Annotated in this window: 23 protein-coding genes; 11 read left to right on the forward strand and 12 right to left on the reverse strand. The window is 39.0% G+C overall.

Going from position 1 to position 22,892, the window contains the following annotated elements:
• The first annotated feature begins 178 nt into the window (after positions 1 to 178).
• Genes L1999_RS10250 through L1999_RS10265 form a run of 4 tightly spaced genes read left to right on the forward strand, consistent with a single transcriptional unit; the run spans position 179 to position 7,947 of the window.
• Positions 179 to 1,252, forward strand: a complete 1,074-nt coding sequence (locus L1999_RS10250) for a Wadjet anti-phage system protein JetD domain-containing protein (RefSeq protein WP_235743446.1) — start codon at positions 179 to 181, stop codon at positions 1,250 to 1,252.
• Complete coding sequence (locus L1999_RS10255; protein ID WP_235744306.1) at positions 1,243 to 2,754, forward strand: hypothetical protein; 1,512 nt, start codon at positions 1,243 to 1,245, stop codon at positions 2,752 to 2,754. Before L1999_RS10250 ends, L1999_RS10255 begins: the two co-directional genes overlap by 10 nt.
• Entirely contained in the window at positions 2,754 to 3,500 is a 747-nt protein-coding gene (locus tag L1999_RS10260) for a DUF6063 family protein (RefSeq protein WP_235743447.1), read from the forward strand. The genes L1999_RS10255 and L1999_RS10260 overlap by 1 nt, the downstream gene beginning before the upstream one ends.
• On the forward strand, positions 3,478 to 7,947 hold the full coding sequence (locus tag L1999_RS10265) for a coiled-coil domain-containing protein (RefSeq protein WP_235743448.1): 4,470 nt from the start codon (positions 3,478 to 3,480) through the stop codon (positions 7,945 to 7,947). The genes L1999_RS10260 and L1999_RS10265 overlap by 23 nt, the downstream gene beginning before the upstream one ends.
• 115 nt (positions 7,948 to 8,062) lie before the next feature.
• On the opposite strand, the gene L1999_RS10270 is transcribed toward L1999_RS10265, so the two are convergent.
• From L1999_RS10270 to L1999_RS10285, 4 genes are all read right to left on the reverse strand, one after another.
• Positions 8,063 to 8,395, reverse strand: a complete 333-nt coding sequence (locus L1999_RS10270) for a replicative helicase loader/inhibitor (RefSeq protein WP_235743449.1) — start codon at positions 8,393 to 8,395, stop codon at positions 8,063 to 8,065.
• The gene (locus L1999_RS10275; RefSeq protein ID WP_235743450.1) at positions 8,392 to 8,532 is read right to left on the reverse strand and encodes a hypothetical protein; all 141 of its coding nucleotides are present in this window, start codon (positions 8,530 to 8,532) and stop codon (positions 8,392 to 8,394) included. The genes L1999_RS10270 and L1999_RS10275 overlap by 4 nt, the downstream gene beginning before the upstream one ends.
• Before the next feature lie 353 nt (positions 8,533 to 8,885).
• On the reverse strand, positions 8,886 to 9,482 hold the full coding sequence (locus L1999_RS10280; RefSeq protein WP_235743451.1) for a class I SAM-dependent methyltransferase: 597 nt from the start codon (positions 9,480 to 9,482) through the stop codon (positions 8,886 to 8,888).
• 117 nt (positions 9,483 to 9,599) lie between these two features.
• Positions 9,600 to 9,902: a hypothetical protein gene (locus L1999_RS10285; RefSeq protein ID WP_235743452.1), complete on the reverse strand. Its 303-nt coding sequence runs from the start codon at positions 9,900 to 9,902 to the stop codon at positions 9,600 to 9,602.
• Positions 9,903 to 10,029: 127 nt separating this feature from the next.
• Between L1999_RS10285 and L1999_RS10290 the strand changes: the two genes are divergently transcribed.
• Together L1999_RS10290 and L1999_RS10295 are read left to right on the forward strand one after the other, a co-directional pair.
• The gene (locus L1999_RS10290; RefSeq protein ID WP_235743453.1) at positions 10,030 to 10,359 is read left to right on the forward strand and encodes a phasin family protein; all 330 of its coding nucleotides are present in this window, start codon (positions 10,030 to 10,032) and stop codon (positions 10,357 to 10,359) included.
• Between the two features lie 8 nt (positions 10,360 to 10,367).
• Entirely contained in the window at positions 10,368 to 12,044 is a 1,677-nt protein-coding gene (locus L1999_RS10295; RefSeq protein ID WP_235743454.1) for an ABC1 kinase family protein, read from the forward strand.
• Between the two features lie 86 nt (positions 12,045 to 12,130).
• Here L1999_RS10295 and L1999_RS10300 read toward each other — a convergent pair whose 3' ends face one another.
• Together L1999_RS10300 and L1999_RS10305 are read right to left on the reverse strand one after the other, a co-directional pair.
• Positions 12,131 to 12,400 (reverse strand): DUF2188 domain-containing protein, encoded by a 270-nt coding sequence (locus L1999_RS10300; protein ID WP_235743455.1) that lies wholly within the window; start codon positions 12,398 to 12,400, stop codon positions 12,131 to 12,133.
• 40 nt (positions 12,401 to 12,440) lie between these two features.
• Positions 12,441 to 12,659 carry a hypothetical protein gene (locus tag L1999_RS10305; protein ID WP_235743456.1) on the reverse strand — a complete coding sequence of 73 codons (219 nt, stop codon included), beginning with the start codon at positions 12,657 to 12,659 and terminating at the stop codon, positions 12,441 to 12,443.
• A 161-nt stretch (positions 12,660 to 12,820) separates the two neighbouring features.
• Between L1999_RS10305 and L1999_RS10310 the strand changes: the two genes are divergently transcribed.
• Positions 12,821 to 13,720, forward strand: a complete 900-nt coding sequence (locus tag L1999_RS10310; protein WP_235743457.1) for a diacylglycerol/lipid kinase family protein — start codon at positions 12,821 to 12,823, stop codon at positions 13,718 to 13,720.
• Positions 13,721 to 13,775: 55 nt separating this feature from the next.
• On the opposite strand, the gene L1999_RS10315 is transcribed toward L1999_RS10310, so the two are convergent.
• From L1999_RS10315 to L1999_RS10335, 5 genes are all read right to left on the reverse strand, one after another.
• Positions 13,776 to 14,162: a hypothetical protein gene (locus tag L1999_RS10315; RefSeq protein WP_235743458.1), complete on the reverse strand. Its 387-nt coding sequence runs from the start codon at positions 14,160 to 14,162 to the stop codon at positions 13,776 to 13,778.
• 312 nt (positions 14,163 to 14,474) lie between these two features.
• A complete protein-coding gene (locus L1999_RS10320; protein ID WP_235744507.1) occupies positions 14,475 to 14,621 on the reverse strand; it encodes a hypothetical protein in 147 nt (48 codons plus the stop codon).
• 180 nt (positions 14,622 to 14,801) lie between these two features.
• Positions 14,802 to 15,893, reverse strand: coding sequence for a Gfo/Idh/MocA family protein (locus L1999_RS10325; RefSeq protein ID WP_235743459.1), 1,092 nt, complete (start codon positions 15,891 to 15,893; stop codon positions 14,802 to 14,804).
• A 28-nt stretch (positions 15,894 to 15,921) separates the two neighbouring features.
• Positions 15,922 to 16,659, reverse strand: a complete 738-nt coding sequence (locus tag L1999_RS10330; RefSeq protein WP_235743460.1) for a ThuA domain-containing protein — start codon at positions 16,657 to 16,659, stop codon at positions 15,922 to 15,924.
• Positions 16,660 to 16,686: 27 nt separating this feature from the next.
• Entirely contained in the window at positions 16,687 to 17,847 is a 1,161-nt protein-coding gene (locus L1999_RS10335; RefSeq protein ID WP_235743461.1) for a Gfo/Idh/MocA family protein, read from the reverse strand.
• 246 nt (positions 17,848 to 18,093) lie between these two features.
• On the opposite strand from L1999_RS10335, the gene L1999_RS10340 reads away from it, so the two are divergent.
• The 3 genes from L1999_RS10340 (at position 18,094) to L1999_RS10350 (ending at position 20,531) form a co-directional block, all read left to right on the forward strand.
• The gene (locus tag L1999_RS10340) at positions 18,094 to 18,915 is read left to right on the forward strand and encodes a helix-turn-helix domain-containing protein (RefSeq protein WP_235743462.1); all 822 of its coding nucleotides are present in this window, start codon (positions 18,094 to 18,096) and stop codon (positions 18,913 to 18,915) included.
• Positions 18,916 to 19,179: 264 nt separating this feature from the next.
• Positions 19,180 to 19,959: a Cof-type HAD-IIB family hydrolase gene (locus L1999_RS10345; RefSeq protein WP_235743463.1), complete on the forward strand. Its 780-nt coding sequence runs from the start codon at positions 19,180 to 19,182 to the stop codon at positions 19,957 to 19,959.
• Positions 19,960 to 20,105: 146 nt separating this feature from the next.
• The gene (locus L1999_RS10350; RefSeq protein WP_235743464.1) at positions 20,106 to 20,531 is read left to right on the forward strand and encodes a universal stress protein; all 426 of its coding nucleotides are present in this window, start codon (positions 20,106 to 20,108) and stop codon (positions 20,529 to 20,531) included.
• 571 nt (positions 20,532 to 21,102) lie between these two features.
• Here the strand turns inward: L1999_RS10350 and glsA are convergent.
• Positions 21,103 to 22,032, reverse strand: a complete 930-nt coding sequence (glsA, locus tag L1999_RS10355) for a glutaminase A (protein WP_235743465.1) — start codon at positions 22,030 to 22,032, stop codon at positions 21,103 to 21,105.
• A gap of 408 nt (positions 22,033 to 22,440) precedes the next feature.
• Between glsA and L1999_RS10360 the strand changes: the two genes are divergently transcribed.
• A complete protein-coding gene (locus tag L1999_RS10360) occupies positions 22,441 to 22,857 on the forward strand; it encodes a helical membrane plugin domain-containing protein (protein WP_235743466.1) in 417 nt (138 codons plus the stop codon).
• Positions 22,858 to 22,892 lie beyond the last annotated feature (35 nt).

Consider the following 22,892-nt stretch of genomic DNA (forward strand, 5'->3'; position numbering starts at 1 on the left):
CATTTAAAACAAGAGTTGTTAAGAGGATACTGTAGAAATCGAAGTTTATTTGCAGTCTGTTATTATGTTAAGAAAATTTCATTTACCAACCATAAAGCAACTAGTTTATAATATAAGGATGGCCAAAATAGGTTTTGAAATCTATCTATGATAATTAGGAGATTTAAGAGTTAAGTAGGTGAGGACAATCGATGTTATTGAAACAAGGGTGAGGGGTTTTATTGGAGATATTCAACACCCTAAACAAAAGAAGAAGATTAATATAAACGATTTAGAAATCCAGTTGCGTAAACTATTGAATGATTATTTTGAGATGGACGGCTATTCGTTGTTTTATCATGCCATAGAAACATTGCAAGCTGAAGGCCAGCTTATTCCGATTCAAAATAACCAATATAACGGCAGATTACCTGCTCTTCCATTATATTACTGGGTTAATATAAAAGTTCAGGTCTCCAAATGGGATCGTCTTGAGATGATGAAATTAAGTGATCAGTTTGATTTTTCCTATTATGAACGGCATCCCGAATGGCAAACGAAAGATGAATGGGAGCGAATCCAGAATGTATATATGTTTCTTAAGTCCAGTCAGGAACGGGAAATTGTGTCATTAGAAGAAAGAAGCTTGGAACTCTTTGGACATGAAAAATTTATACAAGATAGAGATAGTTTTCCTGACGGTAAAGGCTTTTTGGCTAGAATCGGAGTATCAGAAGAGCAGCTTAAAATGGTGAACTACGGGGAGCCATTTGTATTCTGGATCAAGCAAGGGAAAGAACTCAAAGATATTCAGCGGATCCTGATTGTAGAGAATCTATCTTTCTTTCATACTTCCATTAAATTATTGGAAGCAAATGAACTGGATTATGAACCTGAACTGATTATTTATGGGGAAGGGACGAAGATTGAACGGAGCTTTTCCTTTTTCTTTCGGATGTTTCCACCTAAGCCATACCTTTTCTATTATGCAGGAGATCTTGATGCTGCAGGATATGGGATCCTCATTCGTCTGATTGAAAAATATCCAGATTGTTGTATCCAGCCGGCCTTGAAAATTTATCGCAAAATGCTTGAATGTCTCGATCAAAAGAATGACCAGAAAGCCGGCCAAACACAAAACACCCAATACCGCGATCGTTTTTTTCAATGGTTTACTGACGACGAGCAAGCGATATTACAGCAATTATGGCAGAACAATCAAAGGATCGCTCAAGAAGTGTTAACTATCGAATCATGGAGGAGATGGAAGTGAACGAATCATGGGAAGGATTTGGCAAGCGGCTGCAACGGCTGAATCCACTGTTTGAGCTTGGGAGGGGAATGGAAGTTGGTGAGCTGAAACCGTATATCCAAACCATCCTCATGCAAGTGCTCCTCATCATCTTTTATCGAGAATTAAATGATGATGATCATAGACGCAAAGCGGATATCAAGTATATGGTGCAAGATTCCATTAAGCAGATGAGGTTACTGGCAGACGATAAGCAGATTGAACGGATTACAAGCGGGCTTTTATATCAGGGAAAAGAAGAGTATAGTAAACCGTTTGAAGCCTTCTATTATGATGAAATCAAACAATCTTGGGAAACACAGACTTTCCGCTATGTCGCAATGGATGAATTATATACCAATCTAGAGATGGGCGGATCGATTGTGTATAAACTGACGGATGTTGCGCAAGAAATGATTTTTATGAGCAGGGAAATGGCGGAGGAGTTCTCCATCACCATTGAGCAGCTCTATAGTATGCAGCTGATTAAAAACGGTAATTTCCGCAAAGCTACGCGAAACCTCGATCACCTCATTTCACGAGTAAACCGCCTGATGGCCAATGAATTTACCTTTCAGAAGGAAATGATTAACAATCCCAAAATCTTATTGATTGAAGAAGAATGGCAGCGGGCAGACAATCGTGTGGAAATTGAAAAGCAGTTTGAAGAAGAAAAAAACCACTTCCGTACGATCACTAGTATGATTGAAAAAACAAAACGTAGGAACGAAGAAGATGATTATATTCAGAAGGAACTCGTTCTTCTTCAAGAAAAAATTGGCCATACAAGACAATTACATGATCGTTTTGCTAAATTAGTGATTCAAAATATCTCTTATGAGATGAAATTAAAGGCGGAGAACCCCTCCTTGTTCTGGGAAAATAGCCTGGTTTCCTTCCGTGAGCATTTTTATGAAAATTGGTTCATGAAGGAAGGCGTTCAAAGTTTTAATGAATTAGAACGAGTGCTTTCCCCTTTATTTTCACCGAAGAATGAGTTTATTTTGCCGCTCGATTGGATTTGGGGTGAACAAGAGTTTGACGAAGCTCAAACGAAGGATGTTGTACTCGAAGATGAGGTGGAAGAAAGCATTACTCGTCAGCGCGTAACAAACTGGGAATCTGTCATCAAGGCCTGGAGTTATGTTTTTCAATTTCTACAAACTTCCAGAGAGTTTTCGTTAGCTGATCTTGAAGAACTGCCTTTAGAAGTGCAGGACTTATGGCTTGAAGAATCTGAAACAATTGATTTATGGATGATGTTTGATAAAAAGCCGCTGAAGGTTCAGGTGCTGCATCGAAAAGAAGATACTCTAAGCGATGAGAGGGAAATCCTTCTTTATAAATTAATGATGGAGTATCCGCAATTTCAAGTGTTTGAAGGCTCTAAGCTCTTTACAACTTTTGATCATCGAGCGGAGCCTTTCACCTGGTACAGAATGAAAATCACTCCTTTTAAAATATGTGTACAGGAGGAGAAGTAATGAACGCAGAAACGATTAAACAGGCGTCGGCCGTCTATTTTACTCTATTAAAAGAAAAAGTAATCGATGAGAATAGTGAACACTTCGAGGCTTATTTTCATCCTGAAGTGAGGCAGACCGTTCTTTTATTAGCTGACGAATCTGGTACCTATATCATTGAATCACCGAAGCGCATTCAATTGGTGGTCCAGCCAACCGGCTCTGTCTTTGCGACTAATTTTACTCATTTGAAAGATAAACATCGGCAAGTTGAAACGAAGAAACACTTCCATTTGATGAGCGTTGTTATGATGGCGTTTTTGGGAGCCATCGACCGTAACCAAGCAGCAAAAATTCGCACCAAGCGGGAAGGAATCAGCTACTACGCGTTAGAGCGGCAAGTGAACGATCTTATTATGAATTGGGATAGCATCCTTAAAACAAAACCTTCCTTTGGAGAAGAAGAACGAATTGATATGAAAGAAGTGGTGACTACCTGGAAATACATGGAGGTCGACACGGACGATTATGGGGTTAAAAAAGGCAATCGACGAACCAGAATTGGGTTAATTGCCGGCGCGATGCGTTTATTAGAGACGGAAGGGTTAATTGTCATCCTTGACCGCGACGATATTCCAAAGGCAATTCCCAAACAAGAGCTTTTTGAGCGGATTGAATACTTATATCATGATTATGACCGTTATGAATTATTTAAACAGTTAATGACTTCAAAGGAGGATGAGCATGCCGAAAATCCACAGAATTAGAATTGTTGGCCTCAAGTATGATGGCATGCAAAAGCAATACAAAGATACCACTTTTAATTTCCATAATGAGGAGACATCGACAAACGGCCTCATTGCGATGATGAATGGCGGCGGAAAAGGTGTGTTCCTGCAAACGATTTTCCAGATATTGAAACCTGGAACTTCGTGGGGAAAACAAAACAACCGTTATTATCAGCAGTTCTTTTTTAATAATAAAGAACAATTTATTCCCTATACCTTTCATGTCCTGATTCAATGGGAATTGGACGGAGCTGACCGCAGGCATCTGGTCACGGGAGGAATGTTCTCTGCTGAACAGCGGATTTCGATGAGTGAAGAAAGTGGAAATGAAAGTAAAACACTAGAACAAGAAGCCAAGATCCTTCCTACTATTACTTTTTATACAAGAGAATTTGACCGAAAAGAAGAGGCAGCACTTGAGCATATTCCACTCTTTGAAAATGATGAGGTGGCTGAAACTGAAAGCTTGAAGGATTATTTAAAATGGAATGGATATGACGTTTACCGAGATACGAAGAAGCACTATCGCATCCTTGATACATACGGAATTAACCGTAAAGATTGGGATATTATGAAGGACATCAACAAGGATGAAGGGGGCGTTGGGAAATACTTTGAAGGAGCGGAGGATGATTTTTCCTTGTTCCAAAAGAGAATTATACCGACCGTCAGCCAAGTCTTACATCGAACCGAACATCAAAAGAACGATCTTGTGGAGATTTTCAAGAGTCAAGCCAGTATCGCAAAAGACCTGCCTGTTCTGTTAAAAAGAGAACAAGCCCATAAAGAGTTTTTAGAAGACATTGTTCCCTTTGAAGAGCACCTTGCTAAAGGCGTAGAACATAAAGAAATTGTTCAGGAAAGCATTAAGGCAGGCAGACAGCTGCTTGGGGCTTTAGAGCATTTAAAACAAACGGAAGAGGAAACACTAGTTACTTTAGAAAAAGAGATTGAAAAATTAATAGTAAGGCAGGCAGATCTGCGTTTTCAAAAAGACAACTTAGAGTATGCAAAAGCGCACAGAGAAGTGATGGATTGGGAAAAGAAATTAGCCGAAGAACGGACCAAGCATACTTCGTTGCAAGAGGTTGTGAAAGAAAAGCTGGATCGAAAAGATCAATACTCGTTTCAACTTTTACTGAAAGAGTGGTTTGAAAACGAACAGAGCATCCGATCGCTTTCACAGCAAATCGAGAAATTGGAACAAAATAGCGGTTTAGAGCAAGTGAATCAAAGAATGAATGAAATCAAAAAAGAAGCAAACTCGCAATGGGAACATGCCTATCTCTCCGTTCAAGAAGCAGTTAAACAATATGCAGGATATCAAAAGTACTTAACTAAAAAAGGAACAGAGCTGTCGAGACAGGATAATCAAAAGACAAAAGACATTGCCAAGCTTAGTACTGAAATTGATTATCTTTATACGGATATACATAACTTTGAGTCGAAGGAAGCGGAATTGGTGAAAGAATTTGGCGACCGCTTAACCTATGATTTAAAGGGACTGATTGAAAGCCTTCAAAAACAAATGGAAGACAAAAAGGTTACCTTAGAGGAGCTGCAAGCAAAAGAGAAGGAATCTAGTGAAAGGCAAAATCAACTAGCCACCTCACATGGGACACTGTTCCAATCCATTCAATTTTCAGAAGAAAAATGTGAAGAGTTAAAGGCTGCCAATGAAGCGCAAAAGCAAAAAGAAACGAAACTGCTAGATAAGCTGCATGGTTTATTAGATGATGTAACAGCGCCGTTTACTCATTCTCTTCTTTCGAAGTATGTCATCCAGATCGAAGAAATGCTCGTAGATAACCGTGAACAAGGGGAACAAATTAAAAAAGATCTTTGGGAAACCCAACTCGACCATTCCTTAAATGATGAGCATTTCTGGATTGCCAACAAAGATGTAAAAGAATTAAAGGAATGGATCGACGAGAAGACGGGCATTGATGTCTTTTATGGAACTCAGTTTCTGCAATCATTAAGTACGGAGGAAATGACAAACTACCTTTTGAACTATCCGCTTCTTCCATATGGTTTGGTTGTCAGCCAGCATCAATGGCAAAAGATTAATCAGCAGGTCCTCTCCGGAAGGTTGTTTAAAAGTCCTGTTCCGATATTCTTGCGTGAGGAAATGAACCGCGAAAATCAGCAGCCATCCTTTGTGATTATCAACGGTACTGAGAGAGAGCTATTAACCGATAAGAATCAATTTACCAACTGGAAAATAAAGATTGCTAAACAAATAGAGGAAAAGAAAGATACTCTAGTTGAAATTGAAAAAACAGAAGCCTTGTACCGTCGTATTTTAAAGGAAATAGATCGTTTTTTATCAGGCGAGTTATCGAGTGATATCGAAAAAGCACTCCAACAAGAACAGAACGCCCTTCTTTCAAAGAAAGCGAACCTACAGGAAATCACCACCAGGGAAGATAAAGAAAGAGAATTACAGCTTCAGCTCAAAGAAAAGCTTGAAACAACGAAGCGAAAAATAGGGAAGTTTTCAAAAAATATTGAGACATTAGAGCTGTTTGACCAAGAAACGAGACTTTATCAAGAAAATAAACGGGTGAGACTAGAAAAAGAGAAACAAAAGGATGCTTTAGGTTCGAAGCAGCAAGAAATTGTCAAAGAGCATCAAGACATTCTTGACCTGCAAAATAAGTGGAGTCAAACGTATCTAGAATGGAAGCTTACAACCGAACAAGCTATTAAAGAGATAAGCTTCTTTATAGAAGGGGCAGCTTTTCCTGCGGATGAAAAAACAGATCTTAGTGAAGAGGTTCCGAGTTTATCCCCACATTTATTAGAAGAGATCAATGGAAGTACGCATGAGTTAAAACAGCTCCAAAAATCAAAAGAGGAACAGGCGAGAGAATTGCTTGTGATCCAAGCTAGAAAAGAAACCGAACAAAAGCAGCAAAAGAAATTAGAGAAGAAACTCGATTCGCAAAATAAGGAATGGAATCAAGCTCCAGAACCAGAGGAACCGATTAGTATATTAGAAAATATGCTGCAAACCTCACAAAAGGAAGCGAAGACAGCGGAAAAAGAGGAACGGGAACAAGGAACGGCTGTAACCGTAGCAGAAACCTCCTTAAAACTTGCGACCGAGCAACGCAGCAAGTCAGGAAAAAAGATCGAAAAGCATGAAAAACAGGCTGAAGCATGGGAAGACCTCGACCTAGAGATTAAGGAAGTAGAAATTAAAGACCAAACAAAGCTCACGAAAGACGAAGTAAAGAAGGCAGAGAAACGCCAAAAAGAAACAGAAACGAAAATTACGGGTTATGAAGGGGATTTATTAACCTTATCCGTTATCTTAAAGGAGGAAGCAGCAGCCTTTACAGACGATGATGTCGAAAGAATTCACAGCCAAGGAAAAGCAGGGATCCTATCCTGGTGTGAAGACCATCAAGCGATTCAGGACGAAGGCCAAGAAAAGCACGCGAAAATCGAACAATCCTTGCGTAACTTAAAGCTTGCGATTGAGGGGAAAGATTGGGAGATACGCTTTAAAAATGAAGTCCTCACCACACTCGATCATATGGATACAAGGCATTATGCACATATCCAAACCATCGTGAAAAACATGAAGCGTTTTTCACAAAGTGGTTTGGAGCAATTAGAACGAGATAAAGAACGGGCAGAAAATGCTCAAAACTTCTGGGCAAGCCGGGCCAGCATGAAAGTGATGAGTATTGCAGAGGCCATTCGTTCGATGATTGCAAAAATGAAGTTAAAAAATGAACGAGGTTCTTTTCCGCTCGTCCAGCTCAAAGAAGATATCTTACCGAAAAAAGCAGAAGATATCGAACCATTATTGAAGCAGCATTTTGTTACTGCAATTAATAAAATAACAAAACAATTTGATGTCATAGATGATGGAAATCAAGCCTTAGATCAAGAAATAAAACAGCTCATTAGTGATGAGCAAATCTTATTTGTCTCACTGCGGAATCGTTATCCTGAGCTGCTTGTCTATAATATGCGGACGGATAATGCCTTTATGTACGGAAAACCGCAAAGGGAGCATTATTCAACCTGGCAGACGATTAATCAGGGTTCTAGGACGAAATCCGATGGCAGCGGCGGACAAAAGTTATCGGCGCGAATGGTCATGATGATGATGTTATTATCCGTTAAAAGTGAAACCGATCAAAGCTGGGTTCCGTTAGTTTGTGATAACCCGTTTGGGCAAGCTGCATCAGCGCATGTTCTTGACCCGATCTTCGCAGTTGCCGAAAAATTGAAGTTCCAATTCATTGTCGTCACGCCGCCTGAACTGGTGAAAACGGAAATTAGTCAAAGATTTGAGGCCTATTATAAATTGGACTTCATTCGTGAAAAAGGAAAAGAAATTGTTACAGATACGATTGTTCCTGCTTTTCGAATCTATCAGGGAACGGAAGTAGCGCAGGTAAAATGAATCAGTACTAAATATAGTATAAGAAAGAAACTCTTCTAAATGGAGAGTTTCTTTTCTTTTTAACCCATTCTGTGGAACTAGCAACCAGCCCAATTGTTTAGGGATGCCCTCTGTTTCAAATAGATTTTCTTGTTGAATATTCAGTTAGCCAATCGGGAATTGTGATTCGTTTTGTTTGGTTGTGTTCCATTCTTTCAGGTCCTGTCTTCATCCATTTCTGTAGGAGCGCTGGAAAATTGTTTTCTTCAAAGGGGAATACCGCAATGTCCGCAATTGTTGGAGGGTAAGGACTTTTTCGAATGTGTTTTTTCAGTTTCGCCATCACTTTTTCAACATCCATTTCAGAACAGAATTGGAACCATTGCTGAACCGTCTCGTCCTTGAATACGAAGTTGGAATAAACGGATTCGATTAGTATTAATAAATTAACTACCTCTGTTTTAGTCATTGTTTTTTCTCCTCCACTAAAATATCAACTTTGTTTGTTTTTTTGAGCTGCTTCCCTTTTTTCTCCGCTACTAGTATCGACCTGATGTCCTTTTCGCAATACAAAAAGCTGTTAATTTTCCCATCTCGATTTTTCAATTGAAACTCCTATCGTGGGACAAAAAAAGGCGACCTGCGACGCCTATTTTTGATGTCCTATTTAGAGATTATGAATAGTTTATAATACGCAACTTGTACCATCCATTCCAAGGAAATAGAGGTGATGATTATGGCAAAAAAATCAAACAACAATAAAAAAAATTCTTCGGCTTCAAAGAATAGCAATAACAAAAATAATAATAATTCTAAAAAATCAAACCAAAAAAACAAGAAAAAATAAATTGAAGAGGAAGGTAAAATAAAATAGTCCCCTCCATAAACAGATAAAGAAAAGCATTTAAATCTGTTTTGGAAGGGGACTTCTTATGGAGAAAAATAAAAAAAACAGGAACTCACTTTAAACTAGTGGATATAAACATTGAGGCATCTTGATTCATAAAAATACGATTACCATGATAGAATGTCTTAATTTCAATGGAATGAAATCCTACTTCTGATAATCCTTTTTTCAGTTCTTCATGCGAAAACCCGTTATGAACTTTCGGATGATCTATTTTATCGTTTTTGTCAAAATCAATAATAATTAGCATGCCACCATTAGTTAAAATGTTGAACAATTCTTGTAAAATCTTTTTAGTATCCGGAATGTGAAGAAGGACTAGTGACATTAAAATTATGTCTGCCTTAAGTTCAGGGGTTTCTTGAGTGAAATCTGAATAAAGCACTTTCGCATTGGTTATTCCTTTATGTGAAACTTTAGCTTTCGCCACCTCCAGCATTTGTTTTGATGAATCCACCAACAAAACCGAATCTAATAAATCAGATAACTCCAAACTAATTAGACCAGTACCACTTCCATAGTCTAGTAAAGATTTAGATTTATTATTATGTAATTCTGATCTTACTTCCTTCACAATCACTTTAGCTAATTCAATTCTTTCTTCTGTTTCATATCTTTTTGCCATCTGTTCAAAAACATTATTTTCCATATTCCACTCCCCACTATTTATATACGGGAATACACAAATTTTACGTTTTGTTTTTTGACTTTGCGGTAGATTTTCTGCCCCTGAGACGTTGGTCTTGTCTAGTCTCAGGGACTAGTTTTAATCATATCGAACTTGATCTTCTCCGTCTATAATGAGCTCAAGTTCTGTAAGAAAGTTAAGTTCAAGCGGTGCAGGTAATCGTTCCATTATTTCCTTAATTTCTAAAAGATTTTCTGCTTCCTCGATCGTAGAGGGAGGTTGTTTTAAATGCTGGTACCAATTCTTTAATTCGTCAATAAACTCATAAAAATGCCGTTCAAACCTTTCAGCGCATTCTTCGCTTTCATCCTCTGAGGCTTTCTTCATCAATTCCCAATCTTCTAAAGCGGTTTCCAATTTCTCTTTTACTCTATTTATCAAATATAATCACCTCTCGTAATTAGTATAATATGGCGCCTAAATAAAAAACAAATCGATATGTAGTGATACAGCTCCTCCATTTAAGGGTATGGAATAGTAAATAGCAAATTTAAGGAGGAATAGATGAATGAAAGACCTATTTAAAAATGGATTCCTTTTAGGGCTTGGGGCTGCACTGTATGGCAAAGAAAAACTGGATGATTTGGTGAAAGGTATGATTGAAAAGGGTATCGTGAGCCAATCAGAAGCAAATTCTCTAGTCACAGATTTTTTGAAGCGTGGTGAAGAAAAAAGCGAGAGCTGGAATCAACAATATCAAGAAATGGTACAGTCACAACTAAAGGACCTGGGTTTCGTGGCCTGGGAGGAAATTCATAACATTCAATCCCAACTATTACTGCTTCAACAAGAAATCGTCCAATTGAAAAATAATCAAACAAACGAAGAACAGAAATAGGTGGCAGGATGGGGACGAATGGAATCAGACGTTTAAACCGATATAGAGAAATTGTTTCCCTGTTGGTCAAACATGGGTTTGGGTACATAGTTCAGGAGATTGGTTTAACCGATACCCTTTCCATGAAAGACCGGGTCATAGCAGATCTTAAACAGGGAAATTCACAGGAAATGGGACAGCGCTTACGCCATTTATTAGAGGAGCTTGGCCCGACTTTTATTAAATTAGGCCAGCTCCTTAGTATTCGAAGTGACCTGCTTCCAGTAGAGGTCATTTCTGAATTGGAACTTCTTCAGGACAATGTGAATCAGGTATCAATTAAGGAGATTAAGGAGAAAATTCAGCTCGAATTCGGACGGACGGTTGAGGACGTATTCACTAGCTTTCATGAAACACCGGTCGGATCTGCTTCTATTGGCCAAGTTCATGAAGCGGTCTTGCCGACCGGCCAGAAGGTCATGGTAAAGATACAACGGCCTAACATAAAAGAAACGGTTTATGCTGACCTTGGAATATTAAAGGATATAGCAAAGATGATGGAAACCCACTACGATTGGGCCGAACATTACCATATAACTGATTTGATGGATGAGCTGGCTGAATCGATCAAAAATGAACTGGATTACATGGAGGAAGGCCGGAATACGGAAACGATTCAGCTTCAATTTGAAAGCCATTCCGGAATAAAAGTCCCTGAAATTTATTGGGATTACACGACAGCCGAAATACTTACGATGGAACGGATAGACGGAATAAAAATAACCGAGATACAGCAGCTTGACCTAACTCAGCAGGAAAAAAGACAGATAGCTGATTTGTTGATCGAATCATTTATTACGCAAATTTTAAGGGAAGGTTTTTTTCACGGAGACCCGCATCCCGGTAATATTCTTTACATTCCTGATACGAAGCAGCTCGGGTTTATAGATTTAGGGCAGGTCGGCAGATTGTCCTCGAGAAAAAGATATGATGTGACCACATTGATGATTGGTCTTATGAACGAGGATACGGATTTAATCGTGAAGGCCATGTACAGACTGACCTATGTCCCATCATCCGTTGATGATAAGCAATTTTACGACGACATTGACAGAATCAGAAAAAAATTCAGCCATACTCCTCTAGGTGAATTGAATTTTGGATTGACGATCAATGAACTTTTCTCGACTGCACATAATCATGAGATTTATATCCCAACCGATTTCATGATGCTGGGAAAAACGTTAATAACGTTGGAAGGAATTATTAAGGATATAGATCCTTCCTTAAACCTGCTTGAACTCGCCAAGCCTTATGGTCAACAATTACTAATGGAACGCTATAATCCTATTAAATTTGGCAAGAGACTTTTAAAAGATGCAGAGGATATGACGGAAAGCTTTACAAAAATTCCTGGGCAGCTCGAGGAAGTTCTCCAGAAGACTTCGGAAGGTGACTTAAAGGTAAAAATTAGTGTCCATGAACTGGAAGATATTTTTGCGAAAATTGACCGCTTAAGCAACAAATTCTCGTTTAGTTTAACCCTACTTGCCTTTAGTATTGTCGTTTTAGGCTTAATAGTAGGGGCTACTTTCGGAACTAACACCATTCTCACCAGCATTCACGCAGTAGAAGTTGGCTTTGTTATTGCCTTCTTAATGTTTTTATGGATTATTTATTCGATCATTAAAACAGGCCGCTTCTAACTTTTTTCTATATGAAGGATGATCGTTGATTGATCCTGTTTAAGAATACATTAAAATGCCCGGGAAGGTTTCCTTCCCGGGGCATTTTACGATTCCATGTAATTAAGCTGTTCTTCTATTTTACCGTCATCATCATGAATGTAGACCATCGTTTGCGATTCTTCTGCCATCCTTTTGGCTTCTTTTACAGCCTCACTTTTTGTATCAGTTGTACAGGCTGGCTCCTCTTTGCCCTCAATCTTCACGGCCCAGCCTTCCTCGTCATGTGGAACTACATGGAACCTTGCCTCATCGGTCCCGGCGCGCTCCTTAAAATATTGATCGCGGTCACTATGGTTATCTGTTTTATTTGCCATCGGTTTTGCCTCCCATTATAAATTCTCTTGCCTTAAAAGATTAAACGCCACCATATTTTTTTTCACTAGAGGAAGTATTCTTGCTATCACGCTTGTGCTTTTCTTCTTGTTTTTCTTCATTTAGGTCTTCCATCGGAATTGGATCTACTGTTCTTTCACTTTCAAATTTATCAAATAAGCTTTCGTTAGTTGTTTCATATTGTTCCGGGTGATCCATTTTATTTGTTTGGTAGCTTTCGCTGTTCTTTTTATTCTCCATCCACTCACTCCTTTTTCTTTTGTCTATTTTTTACCCTATTGGTAGTTAAATAAACAGTTTTTTATCATCTCTTTCCAAGAATCTTAGATTAATTGAAAAAGTGATGAATAGCAGATGAATGGGTATATAAGTAAGAAGATGAAAATGAGGAAGTGGTTTATATGCGTTTCGAGCGAGCCCTATTAATTTATAATGGAAATGCCGGGAAAAAGGATATGAAACAGGCACTCGGGGTCGCTGTCCCGATTCTATCATCCAATATTTCAAATTTAATGATTGTCCAAACACAAAGAAGCGGCCATGCAAAGGAGCTTTGTCAGCTGCATGGACCAGATGTTGATTTGGTCATTATCCTTGGTGGAGATGGTACTGTCCATGAATGTATAAACGGACTATCAAATCTGGACCATCGACCAATCATTGGCATATTACCTGCGGGCACGTGTAATGATTTTTCAAGGAGCTTATTGATTGAACAGGATATCGCCTTAGCTGCGAACCAAATTATCTCATGTGGAAGCATGCCAGTGGACGTTCTCAAAGTGGATGATCAGTACAGTTTAAACTTTTGGGGGACAGGATTAATCGCAGAAACTTCCAATAATATTAGACCAACAGAAAAGGATCATTTTGGTAAAGTAGGTTATATGCTCAGTGCAATCAGAACGATGAATAATATGGATCAATTTAAATATGTACTAGATATTGATGGGGAGAAAATGGAAGGAGAGGCGCTCTTAATTATTGCAGCCAATGGGAATTATATAGGAACCAATAGGCTGCCTTTTAAAGCAATCAGTTATCATGATGGACTCGCAGATGTCTTTATTATTAAACATACAAACTTAACGTTGTTGAAAGAACTGATTACGACAGATATTACGATTCAAGATAATGAATTAAGCCAGGAAATGGACCATTATTCTGGGAAATCAATCACCATTTATACAGAAGAGGACATGGATGCAGATATGGATGGGGAAGTGTATACCAGAACGCCGAGTCATATTACCGTGCTCAAACATCATTTACAAATGGTAACGCCGAGTGGAAAATGGTAGACGGCTTTTTAGACGTATATACTTTTTGGGCATAAAAAAGGAGGTATCTTTTTGCTCATGATACCTCTTCAAATTGAAAATACGTAAACAATTTCTCTTGTACATGCTGTTCCCACTCATCCAATGGGGCGTCTATCTCTTTGAGAAGCTGATAAGCATTGACCCATGCCTTCATTTCTGCATTGATACGATAGGGACGGTTCGAAATCCACTGGTCGTAGTCTAAGTTTCCTTCGATGAAGTCGATGAGATGCCCAGTCTCATGTGCTAGGGCATAGAGGTTTTCTTGCTCTGCAATCGGCGGGATTGTGACCGTTAGATCGGGTCTAAAGCTTACCCGATTTTCGTGTGAAAAATGGACAGTTCCTCCCATTTGCTCTACTATATCTATTAAGCTGTTCATGTATTTAGTGATGTCAGCCCTGCCAAATAGACTTCGCATCTTTCTTTGCCACCCTTTTTCTCTTATTGATTTCATCTTATCACATTTTATCTTAAATTTTGAAAGTGGTATAAATAAAATTAAATTTAGCTAATCAATACACGCCACAAACCAAAAACAACTAGATGTACTATCATTTTAAGCTCAGATGACGAACGTTATGACACAATTATCGGTAAAATCATAAAAAACAGCCCTCCTCATTGTTTGAATGCGTTTAACAATGAGGAGGGCTGTTCATATTTCAGTCGGCTGGATTAGAGGACCCGTACTTAGTTTATCAAGCTTACCGGTCATAAGCCGGCTGCAAGTTCAACGGTTGCGTTCTGAATTTTTCTTACCTACATTATCGTTTGGTGAATCACCAGTTCCATTTTTGCTCTTACTATTAGGCGTTCCATAGATTTGATTATCCTGTGTTACTTTCGCGCCTTCTAGAAAATCATCCTTTGTTTTCAATCTTCTCACCTCCTGAATAGTCTACCTCCCATATTATCTGTTAAGATAACTAGAAACATACAATAGGGGATTAGTTAAATAGGCTGTTAAATAGCAATAATTAAAAAAAGCTCAACAAAAAAGGGCCTTCCCCAAAAAAGGGGCAGCCCTTGTAAATTTAACTATGGATTGAAATCATATTTATTTCTGTAATTCAAAAGACACGGATTCAGGACGCTCACAGGTACTTTCCATTATATAGTGGCTGCCGCTGTCCGAGGAATCATGGAAGCCATGCATCGCTTCTAAAACATGATACGCTAATTCCCCATTGGCTCGATATTGTCCGCCTTCGAGGATGGCTTTGGCCATATCGGCAACACCTAGTCCTCGACTGTTTTGGGCGTGTCCGTAAGCAAGTGGAACCTCTTTAAATTCATCTTCGTCCCGTTTTCTTACTTTGACAGGGCCGCCGAACGTGTTTGGATCTGGAACAAGTATCGTTCCTTCACTTCCATAAATTTCGATTGGAGGAAGGGTTGTACCGCCAAACGCATCAAAACTAGTAGTAATGTTTCCAATTACCCCCGATGCAAAGTCAATGACACCTGAGATATGAGTAGGAGTGGATACTTCAATTTTGGTACCTGCTTTTGGCTGGCTAAGTACTGTTCTTTCAGGATAACTAATCCGAGTGAAACCAGAAATTCGTTTAATTGGTCCTAGCAGAGCCACCAAAGCTGTTAAGTAGTAAGGTCCCATATCAAACATTGGTCCGCCGCCTAAATCATAATAAAAGGCAGGGTCTGGATGCCAATGTTCGTGCCCGCGGCAAATCATAAAGGCAGATGCACCAATCGGTACACCAATTTCACCTTGTTCAATCAAATGGATGGCCGTTTGAATACCTGCACCTAGGAAGGTATCAGGTGCACTGCCAACAAGGAGATTTCGCTTCTTCGCTGTTTCTAAAATTTGTCTGCCTTCCTCGCGTGTAACAGCCAGTGGTTTTTCAGTATAAACATGTTTTCCTGCTTCAAGTGCCTGGATGCAAACGGAGGCATGTGCTTTAGGAATGGTTAAATTGATCACTAGTTCAATCTCTGGGTTAGACAGTAGTTCTTCTACAGAACAAGCGGTCGGAATAGCGTATTTCTCTGCTTGAGATTGGGCCCGCTGCACATCTAAATCTGCACAGGCAACCAGTTCGAGGTGGGGGAACTTCGGACAATTTTCCATATAAATTGAACTAATATTTCCACAGCCGATGATGCCAACTTTTAGTTTTTTCAAAATAGCTCCTCCTAGATTTTGACTGTTGTTATTGACTATCTCCCATACCCGTATAGGAACGTATATTTCCATAAATAGAATCCACATCGAATTCTTCAGCCCGTTTCTTTCCCTCAGCGGCCCATAAAAATCCACGGCGCATAATAAGAGAAACTTCTGGCATCGCAACGATATTGGCCTGATGGCCTAATGAACTATAGAACACATTTCCAAGGCCCCAGCGTTTCGTCCAGACAACGGGCATATCCACTGCCTTGTTGGCAGAATGCGGTCCATGAAACACAGGGAAGCGGGTAGTGGCTAAGACTTCCACGGACGGATCATAATGAAGGTAATATTGCTCACTTGCGACTTTAAAATCGGAGATCCCTTCTAGTAGTGGACTGGAGGAATGTTTGATGTTTACGGTGTATTCCACCCCATCATTCCCTGGATGAGCAACCCAATTGCCGCCGGTGATAAATTGCCAGTCGACATTGTTACGGAACGAGTCACACATTCCACCGTGACAGCCGGCTAAGCCGACACCGGCTGCGACTGCTTCAGAGATATTGAGAACATACTTTCTTTCAATTTCACCCATCGTCCAGTGGGGAATGATCAAATCCGCTGATTTCAACTTTTCTTTATCAGCATACGTGTCAAGCGAATTGGATACCTCGACTTGGAAATTTTCCTCCTCAAGGATTCCTTTAAAAATGTCTGCAACTTGTTCAGGCTGATGTCCATCCCATCCACCCCACACGATTAATGCACTTTTTTTCATGGTAAAAGCACTCCTTTATAGGTTTAATTAAACGTCAGAAATCCGAATCCATTGGCGTTTCTCAATCGATAAATCCACCGCTTCCAAAACTTCTTGGCACTTTACGCCGTCACGGAAGTTGGGAACTGGTTCACGCTCTTCACGGAAAGACTCCATAAGTTCCACTACTTCGTGAATAAACGTATGCTCATAGCCGATTGTATGTCCTGGCGGCCACCATGCTTCGGAGAAAGCGTGGGAAGGGTCAGTCGCTAATACGCGGCGGAAGCCTTGTACGTCATCTCTGTCATCCGTGAAGTAAACCTGGAGTTCATTCATGCGCTCAAAGTCGAAGATGACGCTGCCTTTACTGCCGTTAATTTCAAAAGAATTCGTACAGCGGTGGCCTGCAGCAAAACGTGTCGCTTCAAAGCTGCCTAATGCTCCGTTAGCAAATCGAGCCAAGAAAAGGGTAGCATCATCGACCGTCACTTCACCTTTTTCTCCACTATCGCTGCCTTTTGCCGATAAGCCGGTCATCTGAGAGGGAATGGGCCGTTCTTTAATAAAGGTATCGTTCATGCCAATAACTTCTGTCATATCACCAATTAGGTAGTGGGCCAAGTCAATCAGATGTGCCCCAAGGTCACCGTGAGAACCTGATCCTGCAATTTCCTTTTGAAGTCTCCAAGCTAGCGGGAAGTTGGGATCAATGAGCCAATCCTGTAAGAACCAGGCGCGGAAATGATAGATTTTACCTAATTTGCCTTCATCCAGCAGCTTTTTCGCCAGCATAACAGCAGGGGCAAAGCGGTAGTTGAATCCAACCATATGTTTAACCCCAGCAGCCTCAACCACTTCAAGCATTTCTCTAGAATCTTTTAATATAAGCGCTAACGGTTTTTCGCAAAAAACATGCTTGCCTGCTTGTGCGGCAGCAATCGTGATTTCTTTATGTACATCACTCGGTGCATTGATATCAATTAAATCAATATCATCTCTTTCTAAGAGACTCTTCCAGTCTGTTGAATATTCCTGCCAGCCGAATTGCTTGGCAGCAGCAGCCACTGCGTTTTCATCACGGCCGCAAATAACCTTCATTTCAGGATGAACAGTGTTTGGAAAGAATAGAGGAAGGTCCCGGTAAGCATGGCTGTGTGCCTTACCCATAAATTTATAGCCGACCATGCCAATTCTAAGTTTTTCCATAGTAATCTCCTTTTTTAAAAAATTAGATAGTTATAGATTTAAAAAAGAACTCTTGGATTCTAGTGTCGGATACTAGATAATTGAAACAAGAAGAAGTTTAAAAGTTGTCTCTAATGAAGTGGATACCTAGACTACGACAAATGTATATCTTCTATTGGTAAATGTATCATTTCTACGTTTGACACAACAAGATAAAACTTATATAATCCTAGACAAAATTTATCCTTTTTGAAAGGGTCAATCTAAATGTTAATCTATGAACCCCACCATTTTGATTTGATTAAAAACTATGAGGTTATCAATTTAAACTTTCCAAGCCATCTCCATCGTTGTTATGAATTGATATTTGTCGTTGAGGGAGATATGGAAGTCATAATTGAACAGAGAAGTTGTGATTTACATACTGGACAATACTTATTAATATTACCGAATGAAATTCATTCCATCGTGACAAAATCACAGGCTAGGGCTAAAATATGTATTTTTTCTCCAGATTATATTCCGACCTTTCAAAGGATGATCGAAAATCGTTCCCTTGAAAATCCTATTTTTTTCCTATCCTCAGAGGCAGAAAAGATTATTTCTAGAACCCTCTTTAAAAATGACACAAATTTACTAGCACAAAAGGGAAGTCTCTATTTATTATTATCAGAACTAATGGTACAAACCACCTTCATTAAAGCAGAAAAAAAAGACTCAGAGCTGCTTCATACCCTGCTAACCTATATCCAAGAACACTTTACCGAAGCGATTTCGTTACACAGTATCGCCGTTACCCTTGGGTATAGTTATAATTATTTATCGAAATATTTTAATGCGAATGTTAAAACGACTTTTGCCGATTTTTTAAATGGGACTAGGATTAGCTATGCTTGTCATCTGCTGAGAACGACAGAAAAAAATATGACTGAGATTGCTTATCTTTGTGGTTATGATAACATTCGTTCATTCAATCGCAACTTTGTTAAGAAAACGTTATGTACACCTAAAGAATACCGTGAAAATATACCTCTGATGTATCTTGATTTGCACCCTGTCCACACTTCTTCAAAGGAATCCAATATATAGGCCCTATCTCATTGAGGTGGGACCTTATTTTTGTTAATTTAAGCCTCTTTTGCTATGGGAGAATCTCAATAAGCGAAGTAGGACTTCCTATAGGGTAAAATACAGGTATACGGAGATAGTTATTTTTTTATAGTGCCGGGTAAACGATAGTAAATGTATCTAGGATTTGAAAAAGGGTAACAGAACATATTAGAATGGAGACAAACCATTTCAGGTAGAGATTAAAAAGAAAACTAGATTAAACATCGAAAGTTGGAAACAAAAATGACGAATCAAAGCATTATTTTTTTTGATATTGATGGAACGTTGCTTAACCATGATAAAAAATTGCCTCTCTCAACGAAAGAATCCATTTTTAAATTAAAGGAACTTGGACATGAAGTAGCGATTGCAACTGGTCGGGCTCCATTTATGTTCGAGGATTTACGAAAAGAATTAGATATTAACACCTATGTTAGTTATAACGGGCAATACGTTGTATTAAAAGGGGAAGAATTATATCGAAATCCATTAAACATCACTTCTCTTGAAAAGTTAACAGAAGTGGCTTTACATAATAATCACCCTGTCGTCTTTATGGATCACGAGGATATGAGAGCGAATGTCCCAGAGCATGCGTATATTACTGAAAGTATAGCAACGTTAAAAATTAGCCGTTTTCCTACGCATGATCCACTTTATTACAAAGGGCGCGAGCTGTTTCAAACGCTTCTTTTTTGTCCAGAAGGGGAAGAAAAACAATATGAACAGGATTTTCAGGATTTTGATTTTGTAAGATGGCATCCTGTTTCAGTTGATGTACTCCCAAGGGGAGGATCAAAGGCCCAAGGGATTAAAAAGATTGTTGAAAGTCTAGGTATTCCATCAGAACGGCACTATGCCTTTGGGGATGGACTCAATGATATGGAAATGCTCTCAACCGTACAAAATAGTGTGGCGATGGGAAATGGCGAAGAAATAGTAAAATCTGCGGCAAAATATGTAACAAAATCTGTTGAGGAAGATGGAATTCTCCATGGTCTTCAAATGGTAGGTCTTTTATAAGTAGAAAACAAAAAACTTAAAAAGCCGAAAAAATAGAGTTTTTTAGTCAAAACTTTTTATTTTCGGTTTTTTTTGTTTATGGTCTTATTAAATAAATGGTAAAAAGAGGATTTAATAAACTATACTTTTGTAATGGAGTTGATCTTATGTTTAATCGCATTCTTGTAGCAATAGATGGTTCTAAAATGAGTGAAAAAGCATTAAGGGCGGCTTTGGATATAGCGAAGGAAAGATATTCTAAAATTTGCGTGATCCATGTTGAAAAGAATCTAAAAATTTCAGAAGGAATGCCGAATGCAACAATCGACCTGCTCTATAAAGAACAAAACAATGAGAGCGAAGATTTATTAAAACATGCTGTTTCTCTTGCAGAGAGGGAAGGGATCGAAATAGAGGTCCAATCTGTCATGGGAGAACCGGCGATTCAAATCGTCAAGAAGGCAGAGGAAGGAAATTATCAAATGATCGTCATGGGCAGCAGAGGTCTAGGAAATCTTAAAGGCTTAATGCTTGGCAGTGTTAGCCAAAAAGTTTCTCAGCTATCGCATTGTCCTGTTTTGATTATTAAGTAAAATACAGCTTTATTAGAGGTAGGCATGGACTCGGTACTTACTGGGTTCATGTTTTTTATGAAAAAAATATTTAATTTACAATAAGGATTTAGTGGTGATTTTTATTACTATGGTGTATTAAATAATAGAATATGAGGCATTTTTAGTATATATTACGCTATAATCCCCCGAAGGAGAAAGCAGCCAGGAGCTACGGCAGATAAGAGGGGTTCATAACCCCCGAAGGAGAAAGCAGCCAAGAGCTAGAGCAGATAAGAACGGTTCATAACCCCCGAAGGAGAAAGCAGCCAGGAGCTACGGCAGATAAGAGGGGTTCATAACCCCTGAAGGAGAAAGCAACCAGGAGCTACGGCAGATAAGAGAGGTTCATAACCCCTGAAGGAGAAAGCAACCAGGAGCTACGGCAGATAAGAGGGGTTCATAACCCCTGAAGGAGAAAGCAGCCAAGAGCTACAGCAGATAAGAACGATTCATAACCCCCTAATGAGAAAAGAATCAGAATCTATAACAGATTAGAGGCATGGATAAACATACCATGCCTTTTTCTTGCAAATGGTTTTAGGAAAAAAACCTAAAACATACTCAACCGATAATTTCTTGATAAAAGTTCCAAAAGTTTAATTCCCGCCACACTATTACCTTTTTCATCCAGCGCAGGACCAAAAATTCCGATTCCAAATTTACCTGGAACCGCGCCCATAATCCCGCCCGATACCCCACTTTTCGCCGGAATCCCGATTTTGATGGCAAATTCTCCAGATGCATTATACATACCGCATGTAACCATAAAGGTTTTGCAAATTCGGGCTACATCTTCAGGCATAATCCTTTTCCCATTAAGAGGATCCATTCCATCCATTGCAAAAATCATCCCGATGCGACCTAGATCCAAACAGTTCATTTCAATAGCACACTGTTTTGTATATAAATCCAATAATGCGTCGACATCCTCTGTGATGATATGATGCTGCTTAAGAAAATAACATAATGCCCGATTTAAATCAGCTGTTTCGAATTCGGATTGAGCTACTTGCTCACAATATCCAATGGAAGAGTCATCGGCCAATTCCCGAATAAAGCTTAATAAGCGATGAAACCGATCCGCTATAGAATCCCCTTTGATCATATGCGTCACCACAAGTGCTCCTGCATTGATCATGGGGTTTAACGGTTTAGCAGGAGCCATTGTTTCCAATTTGGCAATTGAATTAAACGGGTCTCCTGTTGGTTCCATTCCCACCCGTTCAAATACATATTGAAATCCTCTTTCCATTAAAACGAGGGCTAAACTTATCACCTTTGAGATACTTTGCAGCGTAATCTTTTTATCAATATCACCGGCCGAGATACATTTTCCATCCGGATAATGAATCGCAATGGACAAATCATCCCGATTTGCTTTCCCTAGCTCCGGTATATAGTCTGCAACCTTGCCATCTTTTGTATAACGTTTTGCTTCTTCGACTAATAGCTTTAATTCGCTACTTTTTTGACATGGCATTTTCATCACCCATAGTAGTATAGGCCTGTGATATCACCCTCATTCATCAGCTATAATGGATCTTGTATAAAAATCGATTGGGAGTATGTGATTATGATGAATAACTGCTAATAATAGACAAATCCATGTCAATTAACACATGTATGAACCATTGCCAAACATTCAGATAATCATAAATAATTTTACAAAAAATTTAGAAATTAGTGTTTCGAAGCTTTTTCCTTGAAAAAAGTACTCAATTACTCTATTATATTTCTTTGTTAATTAATTTTTTATAGTGTATATATTGTTTAATAAAAAAAGGCTCGTGGGAATATCAATTTTTATAAAAAGTTGCTTTTTATAATTGTTATTAAAAATCGATCCACCTAAATAATCCATACCGGCCAATCGAAAGGGGAATTAGAGATGTTAGAAGTTATGGAAAAATCAAAGGAATTCAAAGCAGAACAACTGGATGTCCTTGACCAATTGTTAAAGCCAGAGGTTCAGGAGTCCTTGACTACTTTAGTGGAGCAGCTTCCAAAACTGACCGAACTTGTGAATATTTTAACAAAATCGTATGACTTTGCTCAGTCAGTTGCTACGGACGAAGTATTAAAAAACGATACAGTCGGTGCCATTACAGAGATTGTTGAACCTATTAAAGATACAGTGAAAAGCGTTGCTGCAACAGTGATCGAAGCAAAAGATCGTGCAGAGGATAGTAATGAAGTGATTGGTTTATTCGGACTTTTGAAAATGATTAAAGATCCTCAAGCTCAAAAGCTTTTCCGTTTCGTTAACGCATACCTTGAAGTTTCCGGAGAACGTTCAGCAAAATAATTATTACAATACATCCATAGAGACGGGGGAGAGAC

The sequence above is a fragment of the Neobacillus drentensis genome (assembly GCF_021560175.1).
GTDB classification, from domain to species: domain Bacteria; phylum Bacillota; class Bacilli; order Bacillales; family Cytobacillaceae; genus Neobacillus; species Neobacillus drentensis_A.

What these genes read in the sequence shown, in the direction of transcription:
- L1999_RS10255 (WP_235744306.1), top strand. Translation starts at nt 1,243, where the DNA reads ATGGAAGTGAACGAATCATGGGAAGGATTTGGCAAGCGGCTGCAACGG.
- L1999_RS10260 (WP_235743447.1), top strand. Translation starts at nt 2,754, where the DNA reads ATGAACGCAGAAACGATTAAACAGGCGTCGGCCGTCTATTTTACTCTA.
- L1999_RS10265 (WP_235743448.1), top strand. Translation starts at nt 3,478, where the DNA reads ATGCCGAAAATCCACAGAATTAGAATTGTTGGCCTCAAGTATGATGGC.
- L1999_RS10270 (WP_235743449.1), bottom strand. Translation starts at nt 8,395, where the DNA reads ATGACTAAAACAGAGGTAGTTAATTTATTAATACTAATCGAATCCGTT.
- L1999_RS10280 (WP_235743451.1), bottom strand. Translation starts at nt 9,482, where the DNA reads ATGGAAAATAATGTTTTTGAACAGATGGCAAAAAGATATGAAACAGAA.
- L1999_RS10290 (WP_235743453.1), top strand. Translation starts at nt 10,030, where the DNA reads ATGAAAGACCTATTTAAAAATGGATTCCTTTTAGGGCTTGGGGCTGCA.
- L1999_RS10295 (WP_235743454.1), top strand. Translation starts at nt 10,368, where the DNA reads ATGGGGACGAATGGAATCAGACGTTTAAACCGATATAGAGAAATTGTT.
- L1999_RS10300 (WP_235743455.1), bottom strand. Translation starts at nt 12,400, where the DNA reads ATGGCAAATAAAACAGATAACCATAGTGACCGCGATCAATATTTTAAG.
- L1999_RS10305 (WP_235743456.1), bottom strand. Translation starts at nt 12,659, where the DNA reads ATGGAGAATAAAAAGAACAGCGAAAGCTACCAAACAAATAAAATGGAT.
- L1999_RS10310 (WP_235743457.1), top strand. Translation starts at nt 12,821, where the DNA reads ATGCGTTTCGAGCGAGCCCTATTAATTTATAATGGAAATGCCGGGAAA.
- L1999_RS10315 (WP_235743458.1), bottom strand. Translation starts at nt 14,162, where the DNA reads ATGCGAAGTCTATTTGGCAGGGCTGACATCACTAAATACATGAACAGC.
- L1999_RS10330 (WP_235743460.1), bottom strand. Translation starts at nt 16,659, where the DNA reads ATGAAAAAAAGTGCATTAATCGTGTGGGGTGGATGGGATGGACATCAG.
- L1999_RS10335 (WP_235743461.1), bottom strand. Translation starts at nt 17,847, where the DNA reads ATGGAAAAACTTAGAATTGGCATGGTCGGCTATAAATTTATGGGTAAG.
- L1999_RS10340 (WP_235743462.1), top strand. Translation starts at nt 18,094, where the DNA reads ATGTTAATCTATGAACCCCACCATTTTGATTTGATTAAAAACTATGAG.
- L1999_RS10345 (WP_235743463.1), top strand. Translation starts at nt 19,180, where the DNA reads ATGACGAATCAAAGCATTATTTTTTTTGATATTGATGGAACGTTGCTT.
- L1999_RS10350 (WP_235743464.1), top strand. Translation starts at nt 20,106, where the DNA reads ATGTTTAATCGCATTCTTGTAGCAATAGATGGTTCTAAAATGAGTGAA.
- glsA (WP_235743465.1), bottom strand. Translation starts at nt 22,032, where the DNA reads ATGCCATGTCAAAAAAGTAGCGAATTAAAGCTATTAGTCGAAGAAGCA.
- L1999_RS10360 (WP_235743466.1), top strand. Translation starts at nt 22,441, where the DNA reads ATGTTAGAAGTTATGGAAAAATCAAAGGAATTCAAAGCAGAACAACTG.